Raw genomic sequence first — 20,305 nt, forward strand, 5'->3', positions numbered from 1 at the left:
TAGAAAAAGTAATGGATTTATAAAAATAAACAAATTTTCTTATCCTGCAATTTACCATATTCTGGACTGGTCCTTACTTGTCTTGAAGGCAACAATCTTCAGAGAAGCGCTTGCCAGGCGGCGCCGGTACTCGCGGCAGCACGCCATGCAAGGGATGCATCAATAAAATAATTCCAAAAAAACTCAGGGTTTATTCTTTTTAGGGTGGCGGCGATGAACAAATGGATGACGGGAACGATGGTGGTGGGGGGCTTGCTGGCGGCGCACGGCGTGGCGCAGGCGCAAAGCAGCGTGCAAGTGTATGGCTTGCTGTCGGCCGGTATCGGCTATGTATCGGATGAAGGCAAGGGCAGCCGCACGCATGCGCTGAGCGGCACGAATCAGAATCCCCGCATCGGTTTCCGCGGCCAGGAAGACCTGGGTAACGGCACCAAGGCACTCTTCGTGCTGGAAAACGGTTTTAACGTCATGACGGGCACGGCCTCGCAAAGCGGCCGTCTGTTCGGCCGCCAGTCGTATGTGGGGCTGTCCAGCAACGACAAGGGTACCCTGACACTGGGGCGCCAGTACGAAGCCGTCAAGGATCTGCTGGGCCCCGTGGTCATCGCCAGTAACGGCGTGCACATCGGCGACAACGACAATGGCTACAACAATCTGCGCGTGCAAAACGCCGTCAAATACGTCAGCCCGAACATCAGCAACTTGTCGTTCACGGGCTTGTACGGCTTCAGCGAAAACCCGGAAGACTCGAACCGCAACCGCGTCTACAGCATGGGCGCCGGCTACAAGGTCGACGCCTTCAGCTGGGCCGTCGCCTACACCAAGATGGACCGTCCGAACAGCCCCGATGCGCCGAATGGCGCCATCGGCAATGACTATGGCAGCTCCTTGTTGATCTTCAACAAGAGCGCCGTCAGCGGCGCCGGCGTGAATGACCAGGCCATCGCCGGCACGGGAGGCTTTTATAATGTCGGCAAGACCAAGTTCGGCGCGCTGTACACCAACGTGCGCTACCACTACCTGGATCAAAGCAATCTGACCTTGCAAAACGTGGACTTGAACGTGAACCACAAGCTGACGGAAGCGTTGAACCTGGGCGCCTCGTATTTCTTTACCACCGGTAAATATGACGTGATCAACAAGACGCCGAAATGGCATCAGGTCAACTTCCAGGCCGATTACTTCCTGTCCAAGCGCACCGATATCGCCATCACCTGGAGCTACCAGAAAGCGGCCGGCGATGCGACGTTCGCCCGCGTGTTCGGCTTCGGCGCCTCGGGCGGCAAGACGCAAAGCGTCCTGATCGCCGGCATGCGACATTATTTCTGACTCTGATTCATCTTTACAGGCGCTGTCCCGCAGCGCCGCCTCTGAAAGGAAGCATCTTGAAAAAGCACCTCATGTTGGCGTTGAGCCTAGGCTTGCTGGCTAACGCCGCTCACGCGGAAAAACGCGAGCTGGTCATTTCGGCCTATCCGATTGCCCAGCCCTTGTTCATGAAGTATGTGTACGAGCCGTTCAAGGCCAAATGCGGTTGCGATATCAAGGTGGAAACGGGGAATAACGCGGACCGCATCGCCAAGCTGGTGGTGCACGCCAAGAATCCGGTGATCGACCTGGTGCTGCTGTCCGATTCCGGCATGCTGGAAGCGGCGCAAAAGGGCGTGATCCAGCCCATGGATTACTCCAAGCTGAGCAATTACAAAGCCTTGTACGACGTGGCGAAAAATCCCATCGGCGGCAACTACGCCGTCGGCTACACGCTGTATTCCGTGGGCCTAGTGTATCGCAGCGACAAGATCGCCCCGCTGACGTCGTGGAAGGACTTGTGGCGCCCCGAACTGAAAGGCCGCGTGGCCTTCCCCGACGTGAGCACCACGCAGGGCCCGCTGATGCTGCGCATGGCCGATGCGGCCTGGGGCGGCAAGACGGACGACTACGCGACCGGCTTTGCGAAGATCGTCGGCATGAAGGGCAACGTCGTCACGTTCTCGAAAAACAGCGCGCAGCTGGCGGCTCTGTTCGCCCAGGATGAAATCTGGGCCGCGCCCGTGGCGCGCTTTACGTGGTCGCAAATGCTCAAGACGGGCCTGCCCCTGAAATGGAGCATCCCGGCCGAAGGCCAGGCGGCCGGCATGAACGTGATGGGCATCGTCGCCGGTTCGAAGAATGCGGACCTGGCCTACCAGCTGATGGATTTCTGGCTGTCCAAGGAAGTGCAGACGCAGCTGGCGACCAATCTGGTCGACTCGCCCGTCAACAAGGACGTGCGCCTGTCCGTGGCGGCCGCGCAATTCAATACCTATGGCGCCGACCAGATCAACTCGCTGAAATTCGTCAAACCGGAAACCATCATCAAACAGCGCAGCAACTGGATGACGCAGTGGAACAAGGCCATGAGCAAATAGTGGTGACGAGGAGAGAACACCATGTTTGCTGATCCAAAAAAGCGCCTGGGACTGCTGCTGGTCCTGCCGGCGCTGATCTTTATCGTCGTCTGCTTCCTGCTGCCCGTGCTGGCCTTGCTGGTCGACGCCTTCCGCGTCGGCGATGGCATGCAGTGGGGCGTCGACCGCTTCATCGACTTCTTCTCGCAGGAGTTCAACCGCACCATCTTCTGGCGCACCTTGCGCATCGCCGCGCTGGTGACCCTGGCGGCCATCATTCTCGGCTACCCGGCCGCGCAAGCCGTGGCGCGCGTGTCGCCGAAGTGGCGCGGCCTGGTGGTGGGCATGATGATCTTGCCGCTGATGGTCTCGCCGATCGCGCGTACCTACGCCTGGATCGTGCTGCTGGGGCGCAACGGCGCCGTCAACGCGGCACTCGTCAACATGGGCTTCACGGAAGAGCCGCTGCGTTTGCTGTTCAGCGAATTTGCCGTCTTTGTCGGCCTGCTGCAACTGCTGCTGCCGCTGATGCTGATGTCCTTGGCGGGCGCGCTGGAAAACCTGCCGCGCGACGTGGAACCGGCTGCCGCCACCCTGGGCGCCAATCCATGGCAAGTCTTCTGCAAGGTCACCCTACCGCTGACGCAGGAAGGCCTGGTTGTCGGCGGCACGCTGGTATTTACGGGCTGCGTGACGGCCTATGTGACGCCGGCCCTGCTGGGCGGCACCAAGGTGCTGATGCTGGAAACGCTGCTGTACCAGAAGGTCAGCGTGGAAAGCGATTTCGGCGCCGCGAATGTCATCGCCGTCATTCTCGTCTGCATGACCCTGCTGGTCAACGCCGGCCTTAAACGTATTTCCTCGAGCCGGAGTTCCGTATGAAAGAAAGCCTCTTTTCACGTGCCGTTTTATGGCTGGTATTCCTGTTCCTGCTGGGGCCTTTCGCCATCGTCGTACTGGCGGGCTTTTCCGGCGGCGAAACCTTGGCCTTCCCGCCCGAGTCCTACTCGCTGCGCTGGATCATCGAAGTGTGGTCGGCGCCCGAGTTCCGCCGCGCCTTCCAGACCAGCCTGGAAATCGGCCTGATAGCGACCGTCATCGCGCTGCTGCTGGGCATACCCGTCGCGTACGCGTTTTCGCGCATGCCGCCACCGGGCATCGGAGCCATCCGGCAAATCCTGACGTCGCCGCTGATCATTCCCGCCATCCTCGTGGGCCTGGGCTTGCTGCACCACCTGGTGCTGACGATTAACGCGCCCGTCTACGTGGGACTGCTGATCGGCCATATCGCGCTGTTGATTCCGTATTCGGTGCGCGTCGTGTACGCCAGCCTGGTCAACCTGCGCGTGGATATCGAGGATGCCGCCATCACCCTGGGCGCGTCGCGCCTGCGCGCGTTTTTCATGATCGTGCTGCCGAATATCCGCAACGCCGTGATCGCCGCCTTCTTCCTCGCCTTCGTCACCTCGTTCAACCAGGTGCCCGTGTCGCTGTTCCTCACGGGACCCGGCATCAGCACCTTGCCGATCGAGATGCTGGGCCATATGGAAAACAGCTTCGATCCATCGATCGCTGCCCTGTCGACCTTGCTGGTCTTGTTCACCATGGCCTTCGTGATGGTGACCGAGAAGGTGCTGGGCATTTCTAAATACATGTAAGAGGCAACACACGATGAGTTATCTGGAACTGCACAAGCTGAATCTCGGCTACGCCAAGAACACGACGTCCGTGAAAGACCTGGACCTGCACGTCGAGCAGGGCGAACTGATTTCCCTGCTGGGCCCCAGCGGCTGCGGCAAGACCACCACCATGCGCGCGATTGCCGGCCTGATGCCGCTGCAGTCGGGCCGCATCGTGCTGGACGGCCGCGAGATCGGCAAGCTGGCGCCGAACAAGCGCAATATCGGCATGGTGTTCCAGTCGTATGCGCTGTTCCCGCACCTGAACGTGTACGACAACATCGCCTTTGGGCTGCGCCTGCGCAAGGTCGCGCCGGCCCTGCTGAAAACGAAAGTGGAAGCCGTGATCGCCGCCGTGGGCCTGACGGGTTTTGAAACGCGCTTGCCGGCGCAGATGTCCGGCGGCCAGCAGCAGCGCGTGGCGCTGGCGCGCGCCATCGTCGTCGAACCGGCCCTGCTGCTGCTCGATGAACCGTTGTCGAACCTGGACGCCAAGCTGCGCGTGCAGATGCGCGCCGAGCTGCGCCGCATCCAGCGCGAACTGGGCATCACCATGCTGTACGTGACGCATGACCAGGAAGAAGCGCTGGCCCTGTCCGACCGCATCGTCGTCATGAACGGCGGGCGAATCGAGCAGCTGGCCGCGCCGGAAGCCGTGTTCAACACGCCGTCGACGCGTTTTGTCGCCAACTTCATGGGTTTTGAAAACCTGTTCGACTACCGCGACGGCGCGCTGCACCACGCGGGCGCCAGCCTGCCGTACACGTCTCCCGTCGCCGCCGGCACCACGGTGCTGGGCTGGCGTCCGGACAAGGTGCGCGTCTGCGCATCGGATGACGTTGCAGGCCAATACCCGGGCACCGTGCTGGCACGCGGCTTCCTGGGCGACACCGTCGAATACCTGCTGCAAACGCCGCTGGGCCAGGTCAAGGGCATTTGCGCGGCCGGTGGCGCCGCCTGGCGCGAAGGCACGGCCGTCTCGTTCGTGCTCCCTGCCGACAGCGCCCTGTGGCTGGGTGCCTAACTTCGACTGGAAACCATCATGGACAAACCCTTGAAAAAGATATGGCTCGATACCGATCCCGGTTTCGACGACTGGCTGACGATGCTGCTGTTGGGCAGCAATCCCGCTATCGAGTGGCTGGGCGTGAGCGTGGTGGCGGGCAATGCGCCCGTCGACATCACCTACGACAACGCCTTGCGCATCAAGGCCCATGACGGCTTGACGGTGCCGATCTACCGCGGCTGCGACCAGCCGCTGGCCGGCGTCATCGAAACGGCGCAGCGCATCCTCGGCGACAGCGGCATGCCGACGACGGGCGAGATCCTGCCGCCCGGCGCGACCACGGACGCTGCCGGCCACGCCGTCGACGCGCTGATCGCCGCCGTGCGCGCCCACCCCGGCCAGATCACCATCGTGGCGATTGCGCCGATGACGAATATCGCAACCGCGCTGGCCAAGGCGCCCGACATCGCGGAAAAAATCGTCGAGATCATTTTGATGGGCGGCTCCACCGACCAGGGCAACCACACGGCGGCGGCCGAATTCAATATCTATGCGGACCCGGAAGCGGCCGCCCAGGTCTTCCAGGCCGGTATCCCGCTGCGCATGTTCGGCTTGAACCTGTGCCGCCAGTTGCTGGTGACGAATGGGGAAGTGCGGCAGCTGCGCGCCATCGGCACGCCGCGCGCGCAGCTTTTGTCCGGCTACCTGGAAGCGTACGTGCGCATCCGCAGCGCCGACGGTTCCGTGCCCATGCCCATGTACGACCCCGTGGTGGCCCTGTACCTGGAAGCGCCGCAGCTGTTCCAGTTCCAGAGCGCCCACGTGGCCATCGAATTGACGGGCGAACTGACGCGCGGCATGACGGTGTGCGAGTTCCGCGTACCGCGCCGCGCGCCCATCAACACGCAGGTGGCGATGCTGGCCGACGGCCCGGCCGCCATCGAACTGCTGATGCGGCGCCTGGCCGGCATTCTCGCCTGATCCACTCCATTACGAAACGAGCTTCATGTCTAATTCATCCCTGAGCATCGAACAGTTTTTACGCGCCATGCCGAAAGTGGAGCTGCATTGCCATTTGTTCGGCACGGTGCGCCAGGCAACCTTCCGCGCGCTGGCCGCCAAGACGCGCAATGTCGTCACGCCAGAGGAAATCGACTCTTTCTACACGCGCGGCGACAAGCCCGTCGGCGTGCTGCGCGTACTGCGCGCGCTCGACGCGCACCTGATCGTCTCGCCGACGGACCTGTATTGCCTCGCCTACGAATACCTGGAAGACGCGCATGGCCACGGCGTGCGCTATGCGGAGTTCTTCTGGAACCCGACCGGCACCGTGCGCGTGTCGGGCATCCGCTATGAATCGGCGCAAGACGCCATCGTGGCCGCCATCCGCGACGCGCAACGCGACTTCGGCGTGATCGGCCGTTTGATCCCCAGCATCGACCGCGAAGCGGCTCCCGCCGAAGCCGTGCAGATGGTGGAATGGATGAAGGCCTACCGCGCGCCGGAAGTCATCGGCATCGGCATCGACTACCGCGAAAACGACCGCCCGCCGGAACTCTTCATCGAAGCCTACCGCGCCGCGCGCGCAGCCGGCTTCAAATGCACGGCGCATGCGGGCGAATTCGGCATGCCGTGGATGAACGTGGAGACGGCGATAGACGAATTGAAGGTGGACAGGGTCGACCATGGCTATACGATTGTCGACAATCCGGAACTGGCGCAGCGCTGCGTGGAGCGGGGCCTCGTGTTTACCGTGGTGCCGACCAATTCCTACTATCTGCGCACGCTGGCGCCCGAACGCTGGGCATTGGATCATCCGATCCGCGCCATGGCCAAGCTGGGTCTGAAACTGCATCCGAACACGGACGATCCGACCCTGCACCACGTGACGCCGACGGGCGCCTGGATGATGATGCGCGAATTCGGCTTCGGCCTCGACGACATGCGCGGCTTCATGTTGAATGGCCTCGACGCGGCCTGGATCGACGAGAGCACGCGGCGCGACTGGCGCGCGCAATTTACGCGCGAATTCGATGCGCTGCGCGCCCGCGTGGCCGACGAGTCCTAAGCCGACACGGGCGGCACGGCCAGCAGCAGCGACGGAAACGCCCGCTGCGGGCAGCTTTGGCGCTCGCACACCTTGCAGCCCGTGCCGATCGGCGTGGCGCTGGAAGGGTCGTGCAAATCGAGTCCCTTCGAATAGATCAAGCGGTGCGCCTGCGAGATGTCGCAGCCCAGCGCCACGGCAAACGTCTTGCCGGGCGCACGGAAGCCAGGCGACGCCGTGCTGACCTGGCGCGCGATCCATAAATAGGTGCAGCCGTCCGGCATGCTGGCCACTTGCGTGAGCACCTGGCCCGGATGGCTGAAGGCATCGTAGACGATCCACAGCGGGCAGGTGCCACCCACCCTTGAAAAGTGAAAGTCCGTGGCCGACTGGCGCTTCGAGACATTGCCGGCCCGGTCGACTCTGACAAAGAAAAACGGCAATCCCGCCGCATCCGGGCGCTGCATGGTGCTCAGGCGGTGGCACACGGCTTCGAAACCCACGCCGAACTGGTGCGCCAGACGCTCGATATCGTAGGCGCGCGTTTCCGCCGCCTGCAGGAAGCGCTGGTAGGGCATCAGCAGGGCGCCCGCGAAATAATTCGAGAAAGCCAGGCGCGCGCCCGTTTGCGCGGCCGCGCCGGACAATCCCGCCGCCAGCACGAGAGCGTCGATCAGGTCGCTTTGTTCGAGCAGGCTGATTTGCGCCGCCATCTGGAAGGCGCGCTGGCCGCCCGTCAGGGTGTCGGGCAGCCACAAAATCTGTTGCTGGGCGTCGTAGCGGTGCTTGCGCACCATGCCCGCGTCGCCATCGGACAGGCGCACTTCGATGCCGTGGCGTTCCAGCAGCCGGCCTTGCAGCGCATCGAGCGTGCGCAGGGCGGGATCGAATTCGCCGGCCACGAGCTCCGCCGCCCGGTCCAGTTCGTCGATGTAGTTTTGCCGCCGGTTCAGGTATTCGCGCACTTCCTCGTCCGTGGAGGGGGCCGCCGAGCTGGCGCCGCGGCTGCCGTCGTCAAGACGCGCGGCCAGGGTGTCGGCCCGCTCCGCCATCACCCGGTAGCGCCGCTGCAGCAGCAAGATCGAGCGGGCCAGTTCCGGCATGTTTTCCACCAGCATTTTCAATTCCGCCATCGACGTCGGCGGCGCGTCCGGCAATTCGCCAAACACATCGCGCACGTCGGCCACGAGGCTGGCGCTGTCGTGTTCGGAAAAGATTTGCGGATCGACCCCCAGCACCGTGCCGATGCGCAGCAAAATCGGCACCGTCAGCGGGCGCTGGTTGCGCTCCATCTGGTTCAGGTAGCTGGGCGAAATGCCCAGGGACTTGGCCAGCGCCACCTGCGTCATGCGCCGTTCCTCGCGCAGCCGCTGCAGGCGCACGCCCATGAAAACCTTTGCCATCGCGTTTCCTCTTCCCCGGTTTGTGGAATCTGCAAATTTACAATCTTTGCAGATTAACAGATTCAGCTTTGCATTATCTCGCATTTTCACGCCTTGTTCGCGGTGGCGATTGTGCGAATAATGCAAACAGACTTATACCCACACAAGGAGACACCGAGTGACCACGCAAAACGCTATTCCGACCGTTCCCCTCTTGATCAACGGCGAGTGGGTTGAATCCCAGACCACCGTCTGGCGCGACGTCGTCAACCCCGCCACGCAGGAAGTCCTGGCCAAGGTGCCGTTCGCTACCCCGGACGAAGTCAACGCGGCCATCGCCTCGGCCCAGCGCGCCTTCAAAACCTGGCGCAAGACGCCGATCGGTGCGCGCGCACGTATCTTTTTGAAGCTGCAACAGCTGATCCGTGAAAACATGGCCGACCTGGCCGCCACCTTGACGATGGAACAGGGCAAGACTTTGATGGACGCGGAAGGCGACGTCTTCCGTGGCCTGGAAGTGGTGGAACACGCGGCCAATATCGGTACCCTGCAAATGGGTGAATACGCGCAAAACGTGGCCGGCGGCGTCGATACCTACAGCGTGATGCAGCCGCTGGGCGTGTGCGCCGGCATTACCCCGTTCAATTTTCCCGCCATGATCCCCTTGTGGATGTTCCCGATGGCAATTGCCTGCGGCAATACCTTCGTGCTGAAACCATCGGAGCAAGATCCGCTCGTGACGGAAAAACTCGTGCGCCTGGCCTTGCAGGCGGGTATTCCTGCCGGCGTGCTGAACGTGATCCACGGCGGCGAAGACGTCGTCAACGCCCTGTGCGACCATCCGGACATCAAGGCGATCTCGTTTGTTGGCTCCAGCAAGGTGGGCACGCATGTGTACCAGCGCGCCAGCCTGAACGGCAAGCGCGCGCAATGCATGATGGGCGCCAAGAACCATGCCGTCGTCTTGCCGGATGCAAATAAAGAACAGACCTTGAACCAGTTGCTGGGTGCGGGCTTCGGCGCGGCCGGCCAGCGCTGCATGGCCGCCTCGGTCGCCGTGCTGGTGGGCGAAGCGCGCGAATGGTTGCCGGAACTGGCCGCCAAGGCGCAAGGCTTGAGCGTCGGTGCGGGCAAGGACAATCCGGACCTCGGTCCCCTCATTTCCTGCGCAGCCAAGGAGCGCGTGCACAGCCTCGTTGCCAAGGGCATCGAACAGGGCGCCGTCTTGACTCTCGATGGCCGCGACGTCAAGGTCGATGGCTATCCGAACGGCAACTTCGTGGGCCCGACGATTCTGTCCGGCGTGAAACCCGGCATGGTCGTGTATGACCAGGAAATCTTTGGCCCCGTCCTGATCGTCGTCGAAGTCGATACCCTGGATGAAGCGATTGCTCTCGTGAACGCGAATCCGAACGGCAACGGCACGGCGCTGTTTACGCAAAGCGGCGCGGCCGCGCGCTACTTCCAGGAAGAAATCGACGTGGGCCAGGTCGGCATCAACGTGCCCATTCCCGTGCCCGTTCCCCTGTTCAGCTTTACGGGGTCGCGCGGCTCCAAGCTGGGCGACCTGGGCCCGTTCGGCAAGCAAGTCGTGCTGTTCTACACGCAGACGCAAACGATTACCCAGCGCTGGTTCACGGACGCGGCCTCGGTGGGCAAGGTCAACACGACCATCAGCCTCAAATAAGGAGCTGGCATGGACTTTGAACTGAGCGACGAGCAGCGCGAGTTCCAGCAGGCGGCACGCGCGTTTGCCGAAGGCGAACTGGCGCCGCATGCGGCCCATTGGGATGCGGAATCGATCTTTCCCGTGGAAACCATCGCCAAGGCGGGCGAGATGGGCTTTTGCGGCCTGTACACGCCGCAGCGCTGGGGCGGCCTGGGCTTGAGCCGCCAGGATGCGGCCATTGTCTTCGAGGAACTGGCCGGTGGCTGCACCTCGACCACGGCCTACATCACGATCCACAACATGGCCACGTGGATGCTGTCGCGCTGGGGCCAGGAAGCCCTGTGCGACGAATGGGTGCCGGCCCTGGCCGCCGGCCAGAAGCTGGCCAGCTATTGCCTGACGGAACCGCAATCGGGTTCCGACGCGGCATCCTTGCGCACGAAAGCCGTGAAGGATGGCGATTTCTATGTGCTGGATGGAACCAAGGCCTTCATTTCGGGCGCGGGCCAGACGGACATGCTGATCGTCATGGCGCGCACGGGCGGCGAGGGCGCGGCCGGTATTTCCGCGTTTGCCGTGCCGGCGAATTTGCCCGGCATCGTGTATGGCAAGAAGGAAGAAAAGATGGGCTGGAACAGCCAGCCCACGCGCATCATCAGCTTCGACCAGGTAAGAGTTCCTGTCGGTAACTTGCTGGGCGCGGAAGGCGAAGGCTTTACCATTGCCATGAAGGGCATCGATGGCGGGCGCATCAATATCGCCGTGTGCTCGGTGGGCACGGCGCAGGCGGCCCTCACGCGCGCGCAAGCGTACATGAAGGAGCGCACGCAGTTTGGCCGCGAGCTGGCGCAGTTCCAGGCCCTGCAATTCAAGCTGGCCGACATGCTGACGGAACTGGTGGCGGCGCGCCAGATGGTGCGCCTGGCAGCCTGGAAACTGGACCAGGAAAGCCCGGACGCCACGGCGTACTGCGCCATGGCAAAACGTTTCGCCACGGATGTGGGTTTCAATGTGGCCAACGATGCGCTGCAATTGCATGGCGGCTATGGCTACATCCGCGAGTACCCGCTCGAGCGCCATGTGCGCGACACGCGGGTGCACCAGATCCTGGAAGGGACGAATGAAATCATGCGCCTGATCGTCGCGCGAGCGATTTTGAAAGACGGCGCCACGGAGACCTTACGATGAGCAAAGTATATACAAATTTACTGCTGGAACGCCGTGGCCACACGGCCCTGGTGACCCTCGATAATCCTCCGGCCCACACGTGGACCCTGGCCAGCCTGAACGGGCTGACGCAGCTGGTGGCCGACCTGAATGCCGACCCGGACGTGTATGCGCTCGTGATTACGGGGGGCGGCGCCAAGTTCTTCTCGGCCGGCGCCGACTTGAACGTGTTTGCCGATGGTAACAAGGACACGGCGTTTGCCATGGCCGCCGCGTTTGGCGAGGCGTTCGAGGCATTGTCCGCGTTTCGCGGCGTCAGCATCGCCGCCATCAATGGCTATGCCATGGGCGGCGGGCTCGAATGCGCGCTGGCCTGCGACATCCGCATCGCCGAGGAGCACGCGCAGATGGCCTTGCCGGAAGCATCCGTCGGCCTGCTGCCGTGCGCGGGCGGCACGCAGCATTTGCCATGGCTGGTGGGCGAAGGCTGGGCCAAGCGCATGATTTTATGCGGCGAGCGGGTCGATGCGGCCAAGGCCCTGGCCATCGGCCTCGTCGAAGAAGTCGTGCCAACCGGCAAGGCTGCCGCCACGGCGCTGGCCCTGGCCGCCAAGGTGGCGCGCCAAAGCCCCAGCAGCGTGACGGCGTGCAAGACCCTGATCCAGGGCGCGCGCAGCCATCCATTGGTCAACTCCTTGCCCGACGAACGCACCCTGTTCCTGGGCCTGTTCGATACGCAAGACCAGAAAGAGGGCGTGCAAGCGTTCCTGGAAAAACGTCCGGCGGAGTGGCGCAATGGCTGAAATCTTGGCTGAAAGCACCCTGATTGATACGGTGAAGATCGAGGAGCGCGACTGTCCCGGCGGCATGAAGCTTGGCGTCATCACCCTCGATGCACCGAAGTCGCTGCATGCCCTGACCCTGGACATGATACGCGCCATCGATGGCGCCCTCGTGCGCTGGGCCAGTGACGACGCCATCGCCTGCGTGGTGCTGCACTCGTCGACCGACAAGGCCTTTTGCGCGGGAGGCGACGTACGCAGCCTGCGCTCGGCCGTTGCCGAGCAGCCAGGTATCGTGCCGAACCCGCAGGCGCTGGCCTTCTTTGCCGAGGAATACCGGCTCGACCACCGCATCCATACGTACGTGAAACCGCTGCTGGTGTGGGGCGGCGGCATCGTCATGGGTGGCGGCCTGGGCCTGATGGCGGGCGCCAGCCACCGTGTCGTAACGGAAAGCACGCGCATCGCCATGCCGGAAATCACGATCGGCCTGTTCCCGGACGTGGGCGGCAGCTGGTTCCTGGGCCGCATGCCGGGGCGCAGCGGCCTGTTCCTGGGCTTGACGGGCGCGCCGATGAACGCGGCCGACGCCCTGTTCACAGGGCTCGGCGACTATTTCCTGCGCCAGGAAGAGCGCGCCATGGTGCTCGACTCGCTGGCGCTGGCGCAATGGCAAGCCAGCCCGCAGGCGAACGGCGAGCAGCTGGGCCGCTTGCTGCGCGGTTTCTCGGCGCCAGCCTCCATGCTGCCCATCTCCGAAGTGCGCGCCAACTTCGACGCCATCGCGGCACTGACGCAAGCGCCCACCTTGCCCGAAGTGGTGGCCGCCATTGCCGCGTATGACGGCGATTCGGCCTGGCTGCAAAAGGCGGCCCACTCGCTGGCCAAGGGCGCGCCCAGTTCCGCCGCTTTGGTCTGGGCCATGCGCGACCGCACACGCCACATGAGTTTGGCGCAAGTGTTCCAGCTGGAACTGATCGTGGCCGTGCAATGCTGCGCCCATGCGGATTTCAGCGAAGGCGTGCGCGCCTTGCTGATCGACAAGGACAACGCGCCACAGTGGCAGCCGGCCAGCCTGGCCGACGTCAGCGCAACGCATCTGGACGAATATTTTGCCGCGCCGTGGACACAGCATCCATTGGCCGATTTACCCATTTAAACATTTAAGTAGTGCATAAAAATGCTCAGGGCTAGGCGCCTTGCCGAAGGCAGTACGACTAGTACGAAGAGGCAAGGCAACAACGCCATGGGCTTTTTTAGGCGCTACAGGAGACATACATGCAACATATCGCTTTCATCGGCCTGGGCAACATGGGCGCGCCGATGGCCCGCAACCTGGTGGCCGCCGGCTTCCACGTGTCCGTCTTCGACCTGGCGCCAGCAGCCGTCGCATCCCTCGTTGAAGCGGGCGCCACGGCGGCTGCTTCCGCCAGCGCGGCCGTACAGACGGCCGACGCCATCATCACCATGCTGCCAGCCAACAAGCACGTGCAGGAGCTGTACCTGGCGGCCGGCGGCGTGCTCGATTCGGCCAAGCCCGGTGCCCTGTTCATCGATTGCAGCACCATCGCGGCCGACGTGGCACGGCAAGTGGCGCAGGCGGCCAGCGAGCGCGGCTTTGCCATGATCGATGCGCCCGTCTCGGGCGGCACGGCGGGCGCGGCGGCCGGCACCCTGACGTTCATCGTCGGCGGCAGCGAAGCGGCCTTGCAGCAGGCGCGTCCATTGCTGGAAAAGATGGGCAAGAACATCTTCCATGCGGGCGAGGCAGGTGCGGGCCAGGTAGCGAAGATTTGCAACAACATGCTGCTGGGGATCTTGATGGCAGGCACGGCCGAAGCGCTGAACCTGGGCGTGGCGCATGGCCTCGATCCGAAAGTGTTGTCCGACATCATGGCCAAGAGCTCGGGGCGCAACTGGACCCTGGAAGTGTACAACCCGTGGCCCGGTGTCATGGATGGCACGCCCGCGTCGCGCAATTACACGGGCGGCTTCGGCACGGCGCTGATGCTGAAAGACCTGGGCCTGGCGCAGCAGTCGGCCCTGTCGGCAAACGCGCCCACGCCGTTGGGCGGGCTGGTGCGCCAGTTGTACCAGATGCATGCGCAAGCCGGTTATGCGCAGCAGGATTTCTCCAGCATCGTGCAGATGCTGCAGCCGGACTTGAATAAACCCGCTTGAGGAATTTTGGGCAAAAAAAAGCCCGCTGGTAAAAGCGGGCTAAATCCAATTCTTGGAAGAGTTGGAGGAGACAGATGCATTATGCTGCATCGCCACATATAACTCCAATTTATCTTTCGAATATCAACTATATATTTCAGTGATATCTCTTCCTGGCAGCTGCGTCGCGGCTGCCAGCGTTACTGCGTTAGCCCGGATTGCAGGCGATCTGCACGGTGGTCACGTTCGCTTCGCCCATCACGCCGACGCCAGTGTTGGGCGCCACGCTGCATTTCAAGCCGGTTGGCTGGGTAAATACGCTGATGCCATACTTGTCGCCATCGGCAACACGCGATGCCAGGGTGAAGGTCGTGCTGCCCTTGGCCACCGTGGTTTGCGCATTGCCGTTGATCAAGACCAGGCCGTCGGCTGTCAGGCCAGTCACCGTGCCGCCAACCGTGTAGCTATTTTGCGTGCACACGACCGCTGCCTGGATGCTCAGGTAATGACCGGCCGAACCGGTCCCGCCACTGATGGCGCAAGTCATGTGGGCTGGCTGGGTCTGCACGGTGATGTTGTAGTCGGTGCCATAGTCGATGCGCTTGGCAAAGGTAAACGAGGTCTGGCCGGCTTTGACCGGGAGGGGGACGCCGCCGTTGGCCAGGACCAGGCCGTCGGTGTTCAAGTTGCTGATGGTGCCACTGACATCATACGAGGCCTTGCCGCCGCAAGCAGCCAGTCCCAGGGTCAACAGCAGCGCGGCGAGTGGGCGCAGGCAGGATAACTTCATGTATTTCTCCAATCCAATATAGTGGTGACGAATCGCGTGGCTTACTGCGCCGTGCAGTTCAGTGTGGCGCCGGTCGTGGCGGCTGAGCCCATGGTCCCGACGACATCGCGGCCGTTGGCGCTGGCAGAGCCCACGAAACTGCACGTCTGGCCCGCTGGATACGTCGCTATGGAAATATTGTAGGCGATGCCGTCATTGACAGCCGGGAATGTATAGCTCGTGCTGCCTTTCAGCGGGCTGGTGCTGGCGTTGCCAATGGCCAAGGTCAAGCCGTCGGCGGTCAGGCCCGTGATCGTGCCGCTCAGCGGGTAGGTATTGGTCGTGCAAGTCACCAGGGCAGTGGTCACGGTATAGCTCGATGCCTTGCCTGCGCTATTGGTAATCGTGCACACGGCGCCTTTGGGCTGTTGTGCGATGCTGATGTCGTAGCGGTCATCGGTGTTGACCAGCTTGGTGAAAACAAACGAGGTCTGGCCTGCGGAGACCGGCAAGCGTTCGCCGTCATTGAGGAGAATCAGGCCGTCTTTTGCCAGATTGGACACTTGGCCACTCAGATACAGGTTGCCGCCGCTGCCGCCGCAGGCTGCCAATGTGACGGCGCAAGCCGCCGCCAGCATCGAGCGCAGGTACAAATTTTTCATACATTCTCCAAAACGAATTAGGTTGGGTAGCGCAACGCGGACGCTGGCGCCGCATTGGAATGGCGCCTATTTTAGTCTATCTGGCAAGCTGAATGATCTTGCCTTGTATCACCCTGTAACAATTTTTCGCCGGGAAGCGCTGGCCCGGCCCCATTTCACGGGGGCGCAGCCATGCCGGTGGCAGCGATCGGTGCGACAATAGATGCAGGCTGCGCACTGTGGCGCGGCATCCACCGTGAATCCCATGTCCCTTGCTCCTGTAAAACCTGCCGTGCCGCCCAAGGCCATCCTGTTCGACCTCGACGATACTCTGTGGCCCATCGCGCCCGTGATTGCCGCCGCCGAAACCCTGCTGCACGACTGGCTGGCCACGCATGCGCCCAAGGTGGCGCAGCAGTTTTCCATCGAGGTGCTGCGCCAGCACCGGCTAGCCATGCTCAATGAACAACCGCATTTTCATGGCAACCTGATCGAGTTGCGCCGCGCGGGCTTGCTGACCGCCTTCGAGGCCGCCGGCGAGGATCCGGCCCTCGTCGATGGCGCCATCGCGCAGTTCCTGGCGGCGCGCCATCGCGTCCAGCCGTATGACGATGTGTTGCCTGGCCTGGCCTGGATGGGCCAGCGCATGCTGGTCGGCTCCATTTCGAATGGCAATGCGGACCTTGAAATTATCGGCCTGGCGCAGCATTTCAAGGTATCGATCGCCGCCAGCGATTTCGGTGTGGCCAAGCCCGACGCCAGCATCTTCCTGGCCGGTTGCGCCGCGCTGGGCGTGGCGCCCCATGAAGCCGTGTATGCCGGCGACGATCTGTATTTCGATGTGACGGGGGCGCAAGGGGCGGGCATGCGTGCCGTGTGGATGAACCGCAAGGGTGGCGACGCCCACCTGGCCGCCGGCGTGCAGCCCGACGCCATCTGCGCCAACTTTGATGAATTGCTGCTGTGGCTGCAGGGGCAACTGGAAGATTGATCGCCGCCGGGCGGACGAACGTGCATAATAGGCGCTGTTGATGCACGTTCGGCCGCTTTCGTTGCCGCTTGCTTAATAAAATACTTGCTTAAATAAAACACCATGCAACTCGATACACGTGCCCAAACACTGCTGAAAGCCCTGGTCGAGCGATATATCGCCGACGGCCTGCCGGTCGGTTCGCGCGCCTTGTCGAAAATTTCCGGCCTCGACCTGTCGCCAGCCACGATCCGCAACATCATGGCTGACCTGGAAGAGCTCGGTTATGTGTCCAGTCCGCATACCTCGGCCGGACGCATCCCCACGCCGCGTGGCTACCGCATCTTTGTCGACACCTTGCTGACTGTCCGGCATCTGGACGAGCATCTGGTGGAGTCGCGCATGCGCCTGCAGACGCCGCAGCCGCAAAAAACCATCGCCAACGCGGCGCAGATGCTGTCGTCGCTGTCGCAGTTTGCCGGCGTCGTGCTCAGCCCGCGCCGCGAATCCGTGTTCCAGCAAATCGAATTTCTGCGCCTGTCCGAAAAACGCATCCTGCTCGTCATCGTCGCGCCCGGCGGCGACGTGCAGAACCGTTTATTGCTGACGGAGGCCGACTATACGCCGGCGCAACTGGTGCAATCGGCCAACTACATCAACCAGAACTATGGCGGCCTGTCATTCGACGCCGTGCGCGTGCGCCTGCAGGGCGAGCTGCGCCAGTTGCGCGACGACATGGGCAGCCTGATGCAGGCGGCCGTGGAGGCTGGCAGCGAGGCGATGGCCGACCATAGCGACGACATGGTGATTTCCGGCGAGCGCAACTTGCTCAGCGTGAGCGATCTGTCATCGAATATGCATTCGCTGCGCCAGATGTTCGATATGTTCGAGCAAAAAACGGGCTTGATGCAGCTGCTCGACGTGTCGAGCAAGGCGACGGGCGTGCAGATTTTCATCGGCGGCGAATCGAACCTGGTGCCGATGGATGAAATGAGCGTGGTGACGGCGCCGTATGAAGTCAACGGCAAGATCGTGGGAACGCTGGGAGTGATCGGACCGACGCGCATGGCTTACGAGCGCGTCATCCCGATTGTCGATATCACGGCCAAGTTGCTGTCAAGCGCGCTCAGCCATCATTGATCGTACTGCCTGATGCGCCAGCCGCTCCATGGGAGCGGCCGGAACGAATCAGGCGGTTTTGTGCGGGCAAGCCGTCTTGGTGCAGTTGCCGTAGATGGCCAGCGCGTGTTCGGCGATCTTGAAGCCGCGCTCTTCGGCCACTTTTTGCTGGCGGATTTCGATTTCTTCGTCGAAGAATTCTTCGACCCGGCCACAGTCGAGGCACACCAGGTGGTCGTGGTGGGAGCCTTCGTTGAGTTCGAAAATCGCCTTGCCGGTTTCAAAATGGTTGCGGTTGAGCAAGCCTGCCTGTTCGAATTGGGTCAGGACGCGGTAGACAGTTGCCAGGCCGACATCCATATTATCGGCCAGCAGAATCTTGTAGACGTCTTCCGCCGTCAGGTGGCGTACCGGGCTACTCTGGAAGATATCGAGTATCTTCAGCCGTGGCAGGGTGGCTTTCAGGCCGCTTGCCTTGAGATCACTAGGATTGTTACTCATGTTTGTTGCTCGTATGTGGGTCAGGTGCTTTATCATATAGCGTTTTAGCGGGGAGTGCCAAAATATGCATTTTTTGGCAGGCCGGCCACTCCTGGCGTTTTGTTCATCAAATTGAGGTCATTTATGCGCGTAACACCGGCTGTATTGCCATCTCTCTGGCACCGTATTTCATTCCGAGCACCAGTCGTGGCAGGCATGGTCTGTGTCGCGCTGGCCATGTCCGGCTGCGCCAGCCGTGGCATCCTTGGCGAAAAGCCGGCAGCTGCTCAAAAAGAAGGCAAGGAACTGGTCCCCGAACAGGGCGCACAAACGACCACTATTACGCCGCTGCAAAAATTCATGTGGTTTTTCTCGCCCTATCGTCCTGACATTCAACAAGGCAACTTTGTCTCCGAAGAGATGCTGGCCCAGTTGAAAGTGGGCATGACGCGCGACCAGGTGCGTTTCGTCCTCGGCACCTCGCTGCTGACCGATATCTTCCATGCCGACCGCTGGGATTACCCATTCCGCCTGGCCCGGGGCAGTGGCGAAACCACCAGCAGCCGCGTGGTTGTGTACTTCGGCAAGGATGGCAAAGTGGAACGTTTCGAAGGCGGCAACTTGCCGACGGAGAAAGAATACATCGACCGTATCGCCGGTCCGTCGCCATTCGCCAAGGTCGCCAAGGCCGACGTGCCTGCCGCCGTCGTGCCATCGCCCGTGGCGCCAAGCGCCGTGCCGGTGCCGGCCGATGCCGCCCCCGCTATTCCTGTGAGCAAGCCTGAAGTTGCCCCTGCACCCGCAACGGCGCCTGCCGCCGAGCCGGCACCTGCACCTGCTGCCGAACCCATCAAATAAGCTGTTGTAAGAGAATAAAATGACTGAACTGAAAATCGCCATCGCTGGCGCCAGCGGCCGCATGGGCCATATCCTGATCGAAGCGGTCAGCAACGCGCCCGACGCCGTGCTCGCTGGCGCGCTCGACCGCGCCGGCTCACCGTCCGTCGGCCAGGATGCCGCCGCTTTCCTCGGCAAGCCTGCCGGCGTGCTGATCGAGTCCGACCTGGCCACCGGCCTGGCCGGCGCCGATTACCTGATCGACTTCACGCGCCCTGAAGGCACTTTGCAGCACCTGGCGTATTGCGCCGAGCACGGCATCAAGATGATCATCGGCACCACCGGTTTCGATGACGCTGGCAAGGCCGCCATTGCCGCCGCCGCCGAAAAGACGGCCATCATGTTCGCACCGAACATGAGCGTGGGCGTAAACGTCACCATGAAGCTGCTGGAACTGGCCGCGAAAAGCCTGTCCGAAGGTTATGACATTGAAATCATCGAAGCGCATCACCGCCACAAGGTCGATGCGCCATCGGGCACCGCCCTGCAAATGGGTGAAGTGGTGGCCGGCGCCCTGGGCCGCGACCTGAAGGAATGCGCCGTCTACGGCCGCGAAGGCGTGACGGGCGAACGCGATCCGTCGACCATCGGCTTTGCCACCATCCGCGGCGGCGATATCGTCGGCGACCATACGGTGCTGTTTGCCGGCATCGGCGAGCGCATCGAGATCAGCCACAAGTCGAGCAGCCGCGTCACCTACGCCCACGGCGCCCTGCGCGCCGCGCGTTTCCTGGCCGACAAGCCGACCGGCCTGTTCGACATGCAGGATGTGCTGTCGCTGAAGAGCTGAGGAGCACCATGGCCACTGCCATCCTGAATGGAAAAGACATCAGCGACGAAGCGAGCTTTCACGCGCAATGCGTGCAAGCCTTCGGTTTCCCCGAGTTCTACGGCAACAGCATGGATGCCTGGGTCGATTGCCTCAGCTATTTGCGCGATGACGAAAACATGACGCAATTCCGTTTGAAGCCGAACGAAGTGCTCGAGATTGTTGTGCAGGATGCGGAGACCATGAAGGCGCAAGTGCCTGATTTACTGGAAGAAATCACGTTCTGTATCGCCGGCATCAATGAGCGCTACGACGATTACGGCGAAAAGCCGGCGTTGAAGCTGGTACTCAAGTAAATAGAATCGTAGGTCGGATTAGGCC

At 62.3% G+C, this 20,305-nt stretch carries 21 protein-coding genes; 17 read left to right on the forward strand and 4 right to left on the reverse strand.

What is annotated here, in order from left to right; genetic code table 11:
- The first annotated feature begins 213 nt into the window (after window positions 1-213).
- From SKZ59_RS00495 to SKZ59_RS00525, 7 genes are read left to right on the forward strand one after another with little or no spacing between them, the layout of a single operon-like run.
- Window positions 214-1,329, forward strand: a complete 1,116-nt coding sequence (locus tag SKZ59_RS00495) for a porin (protein WP_319990499.1) — start codon at window positions 214-216, stop codon at window positions 1,327-1,329.
- A 56-nt stretch (window positions 1,330-1,385) separates the two neighbouring features.
- Complete coding sequence (locus SKZ59_RS00500) at window positions 1,386-2,408, forward strand: ABC transporter substrate-binding protein (protein WP_034745676.1); 1,023 nt, start codon at window positions 1,386-1,388, stop codon at window positions 2,406-2,408.
- A gap of 21 nt (window positions 2,409-2,429) precedes the next feature.
- Window positions 2,430-3,269 carry an ABC transporter permease gene (locus SKZ59_RS00505; protein ID WP_034745679.1) on the forward strand — a complete coding sequence of 280 codons (840 nt, stop codon included), beginning with the start codon at window positions 2,430-2,432 and terminating at the stop codon, window positions 3,267-3,269.
- Window positions 3,266-4,045, forward strand: coding sequence for an ABC transporter permease (locus SKZ59_RS00510; protein ID WP_034778814.1), 780 nt, complete (start codon window positions 3,266-3,268; stop codon window positions 4,043-4,045). The genes SKZ59_RS00505 and SKZ59_RS00510 overlap by 4 nt, the downstream gene beginning before the upstream one ends.
- A 13-nt stretch (window positions 4,046-4,058) precedes the next feature.
- The gene (locus SKZ59_RS00515) at window positions 4,059-5,090 is read left to right on the forward strand and encodes an ABC transporter ATP-binding protein (protein WP_219328094.1); all 1,032 of its coding nucleotides are present in this window, start codon (window positions 4,059-4,061) and stop codon (window positions 5,088-5,090) included.
- A gap of 18 nt (window positions 5,091-5,108) precedes the next feature.
- Window positions 5,109-6,053, forward strand: coding sequence for a nucleoside hydrolase (locus SKZ59_RS00520; protein ID WP_319990500.1), 945 nt, complete (start codon window positions 5,109-5,111; stop codon window positions 6,051-6,053).
- 25 nt (window positions 6,054-6,078) lie between these two features.
- On the forward strand, window positions 6,079-7,140 hold the full coding sequence (locus SKZ59_RS00525) for an adenosine deaminase (protein ID WP_319990501.1): 1,062 nt from the start codon (window positions 6,079-6,081) through the stop codon (window positions 7,138-7,140).
- Here SKZ59_RS00525 and SKZ59_RS00530 read toward each other — a convergent pair.
- Window positions 7,137-8,522 carry a short-chain fatty acyl-CoA regulator family protein gene (locus SKZ59_RS00530; RefSeq protein ID WP_319990502.1) on the reverse strand — a complete coding sequence of 462 codons (1,386 nt, stop codon included), beginning with the start codon at window positions 8,520-8,522 and terminating at the stop codon, window positions 7,137-7,139. The genes SKZ59_RS00525 and SKZ59_RS00530 overlap by 4 nt on opposite strands.
- A gap of 157 nt (window positions 8,523-8,679) precedes the next feature.
- Between SKZ59_RS00530 and SKZ59_RS00535 the strand changes: the two genes are divergently transcribed.
- The 5 genes from SKZ59_RS00535 (at window position 8,680) to mmsB (ending at window position 14,300) form a co-directional block, all read left to right on the forward strand.
- Window positions 8,680-10,188 (forward strand): CoA-acylating methylmalonate-semialdehyde dehydrogenase, encoded by a 1,509-nt coding sequence (locus tag SKZ59_RS00535; protein ID WP_319990503.1) that lies wholly within the window; start codon window positions 8,680-8,682, stop codon window positions 10,186-10,188.
- A 9-nt stretch (window positions 10,189-10,197) separates the two neighbouring features.
- Window positions 10,198-11,358 carry an acyl-CoA dehydrogenase family protein gene (locus tag SKZ59_RS00540; protein WP_034745696.1) on the forward strand — a complete coding sequence of 387 codons (1,161 nt, stop codon included), beginning with the start codon at window positions 10,198-10,200 and terminating at the stop codon, window positions 11,356-11,358.
- Window positions 11,355-12,140, forward strand: a complete 786-nt coding sequence (locus SKZ59_RS00545; protein ID WP_034745699.1) for an enoyl-CoA hydratase — start codon at window positions 11,355-11,357, stop codon at window positions 12,138-12,140. The genes SKZ59_RS00540 and SKZ59_RS00545 overlap by 4 nt, the downstream gene beginning before the upstream one ends.
- Complete coding sequence (locus tag SKZ59_RS00550) at window positions 12,133-13,278, forward strand: enoyl-CoA hydratase/isomerase family protein (RefSeq protein WP_319990504.1); 1,146 nt, start codon at window positions 12,133-12,135, stop codon at window positions 13,276-13,278. The genes SKZ59_RS00545 and SKZ59_RS00550 overlap by 8 nt, the downstream gene beginning before the upstream one ends.
- Before the next feature lie 119 nt (window positions 13,279-13,397).
- Window positions 13,398-14,300: a 3-hydroxyisobutyrate dehydrogenase gene (gene mmsB, locus SKZ59_RS00555; protein WP_319990505.1), complete on the forward strand. Its 903-nt coding sequence runs from the start codon at window positions 13,398-13,400 to the stop codon at window positions 14,298-14,300.
- A 187-nt stretch (window positions 14,301-14,487) separates the two neighbouring features.
- On the opposite strand, the gene SKZ59_RS00560 is transcribed toward mmsB, so the two are convergent.
- Complete coding sequence (locus tag SKZ59_RS00560; protein ID WP_319990506.1) at window positions 14,488-15,069, reverse strand: hypothetical protein; 582 nt, start codon at window positions 15,067-15,069, stop codon at window positions 14,488-14,490.
- Window positions 15,070-15,110: 41 nt separating this feature from the next.
- Complete coding sequence (locus tag SKZ59_RS00565; protein WP_319990507.1) at window positions 15,111-15,710, reverse strand: hypothetical protein; 600 nt, start codon at window positions 15,708-15,710, stop codon at window positions 15,111-15,113.
- 244 nt (window positions 15,711-15,954) lie between these two features.
- Between SKZ59_RS00565 and SKZ59_RS00570 the strand changes: the two genes are divergently transcribed.
- A complete protein-coding gene (locus SKZ59_RS00570) occupies window positions 15,955-16,680 on the forward strand; it encodes an HAD family hydrolase (RefSeq protein WP_319990508.1) in 726 nt (241 codons plus the stop codon).
- A gap of 102 nt (window positions 16,681-16,782) precedes the next feature.
- Window positions 16,783-17,799, forward strand: coding sequence for a heat-inducible transcriptional repressor HrcA (hrcA, locus tag SKZ59_RS00575; protein ID WP_034745713.1), 1,017 nt, complete (start codon window positions 16,783-16,785; stop codon window positions 17,797-17,799).
- Window positions 17,800-17,847: 48 nt separating this feature from the next.
- Here the strand turns inward: hrcA and fur are convergent, their stop codons facing one another.
- The gene (gene fur / locus SKZ59_RS00580; protein WP_034745717.1) at window positions 17,848-18,279 is read right to left on the reverse strand and encodes a ferric iron uptake transcriptional regulator; all 432 of its coding nucleotides are present in this window, start codon (window positions 18,277-18,279) and stop codon (window positions 17,848-17,850) included.
- A gap of 195 nt (window positions 18,280-18,474) precedes the next feature.
- Between fur and SKZ59_RS00585 the strand changes: the two genes are divergently transcribed.
- The 3 genes from SKZ59_RS00585 to SKZ59_RS00595 are packed head-to-tail and all read left to right on the forward strand — an operon-like array spanning window position 18,475 to window position 20,280.
- Complete coding sequence (locus tag SKZ59_RS00585; protein ID WP_223278887.1) at window positions 18,475-19,116, forward strand: outer membrane protein assembly factor BamE; 642 nt, start codon at window positions 18,475-18,477, stop codon at window positions 19,114-19,116.
- Window positions 19,117-19,135: 19 nt separating this feature from the next.
- Window positions 19,136-19,945, forward strand: a complete 810-nt coding sequence (gene dapB / locus SKZ59_RS00590) for a 4-hydroxy-tetrahydrodipicolinate reductase (protein WP_319990509.1) — start codon at window positions 19,136-19,138, stop codon at window positions 19,943-19,945.
- 8 nt (window positions 19,946-19,953) lie between these two features.
- Window positions 19,954-20,280: a barstar family protein gene (locus tag SKZ59_RS00595; protein WP_319990510.1), complete on the forward strand. Its 327-nt coding sequence runs from the start codon at window positions 19,954-19,956 to the stop codon at window positions 20,278-20,280.
- Window positions 20,281-20,305: the final 25 nt, after the last annotated feature.

The organism is Janthinobacterium sp. GMG2, assembly GCF_033949445.1.
Classification (GTDB): Bacteria; Pseudomonadota; Gammaproteobacteria; order Burkholderiales; family Burkholderiaceae_D; genus Janthinobacterium; species Janthinobacterium aestuarii.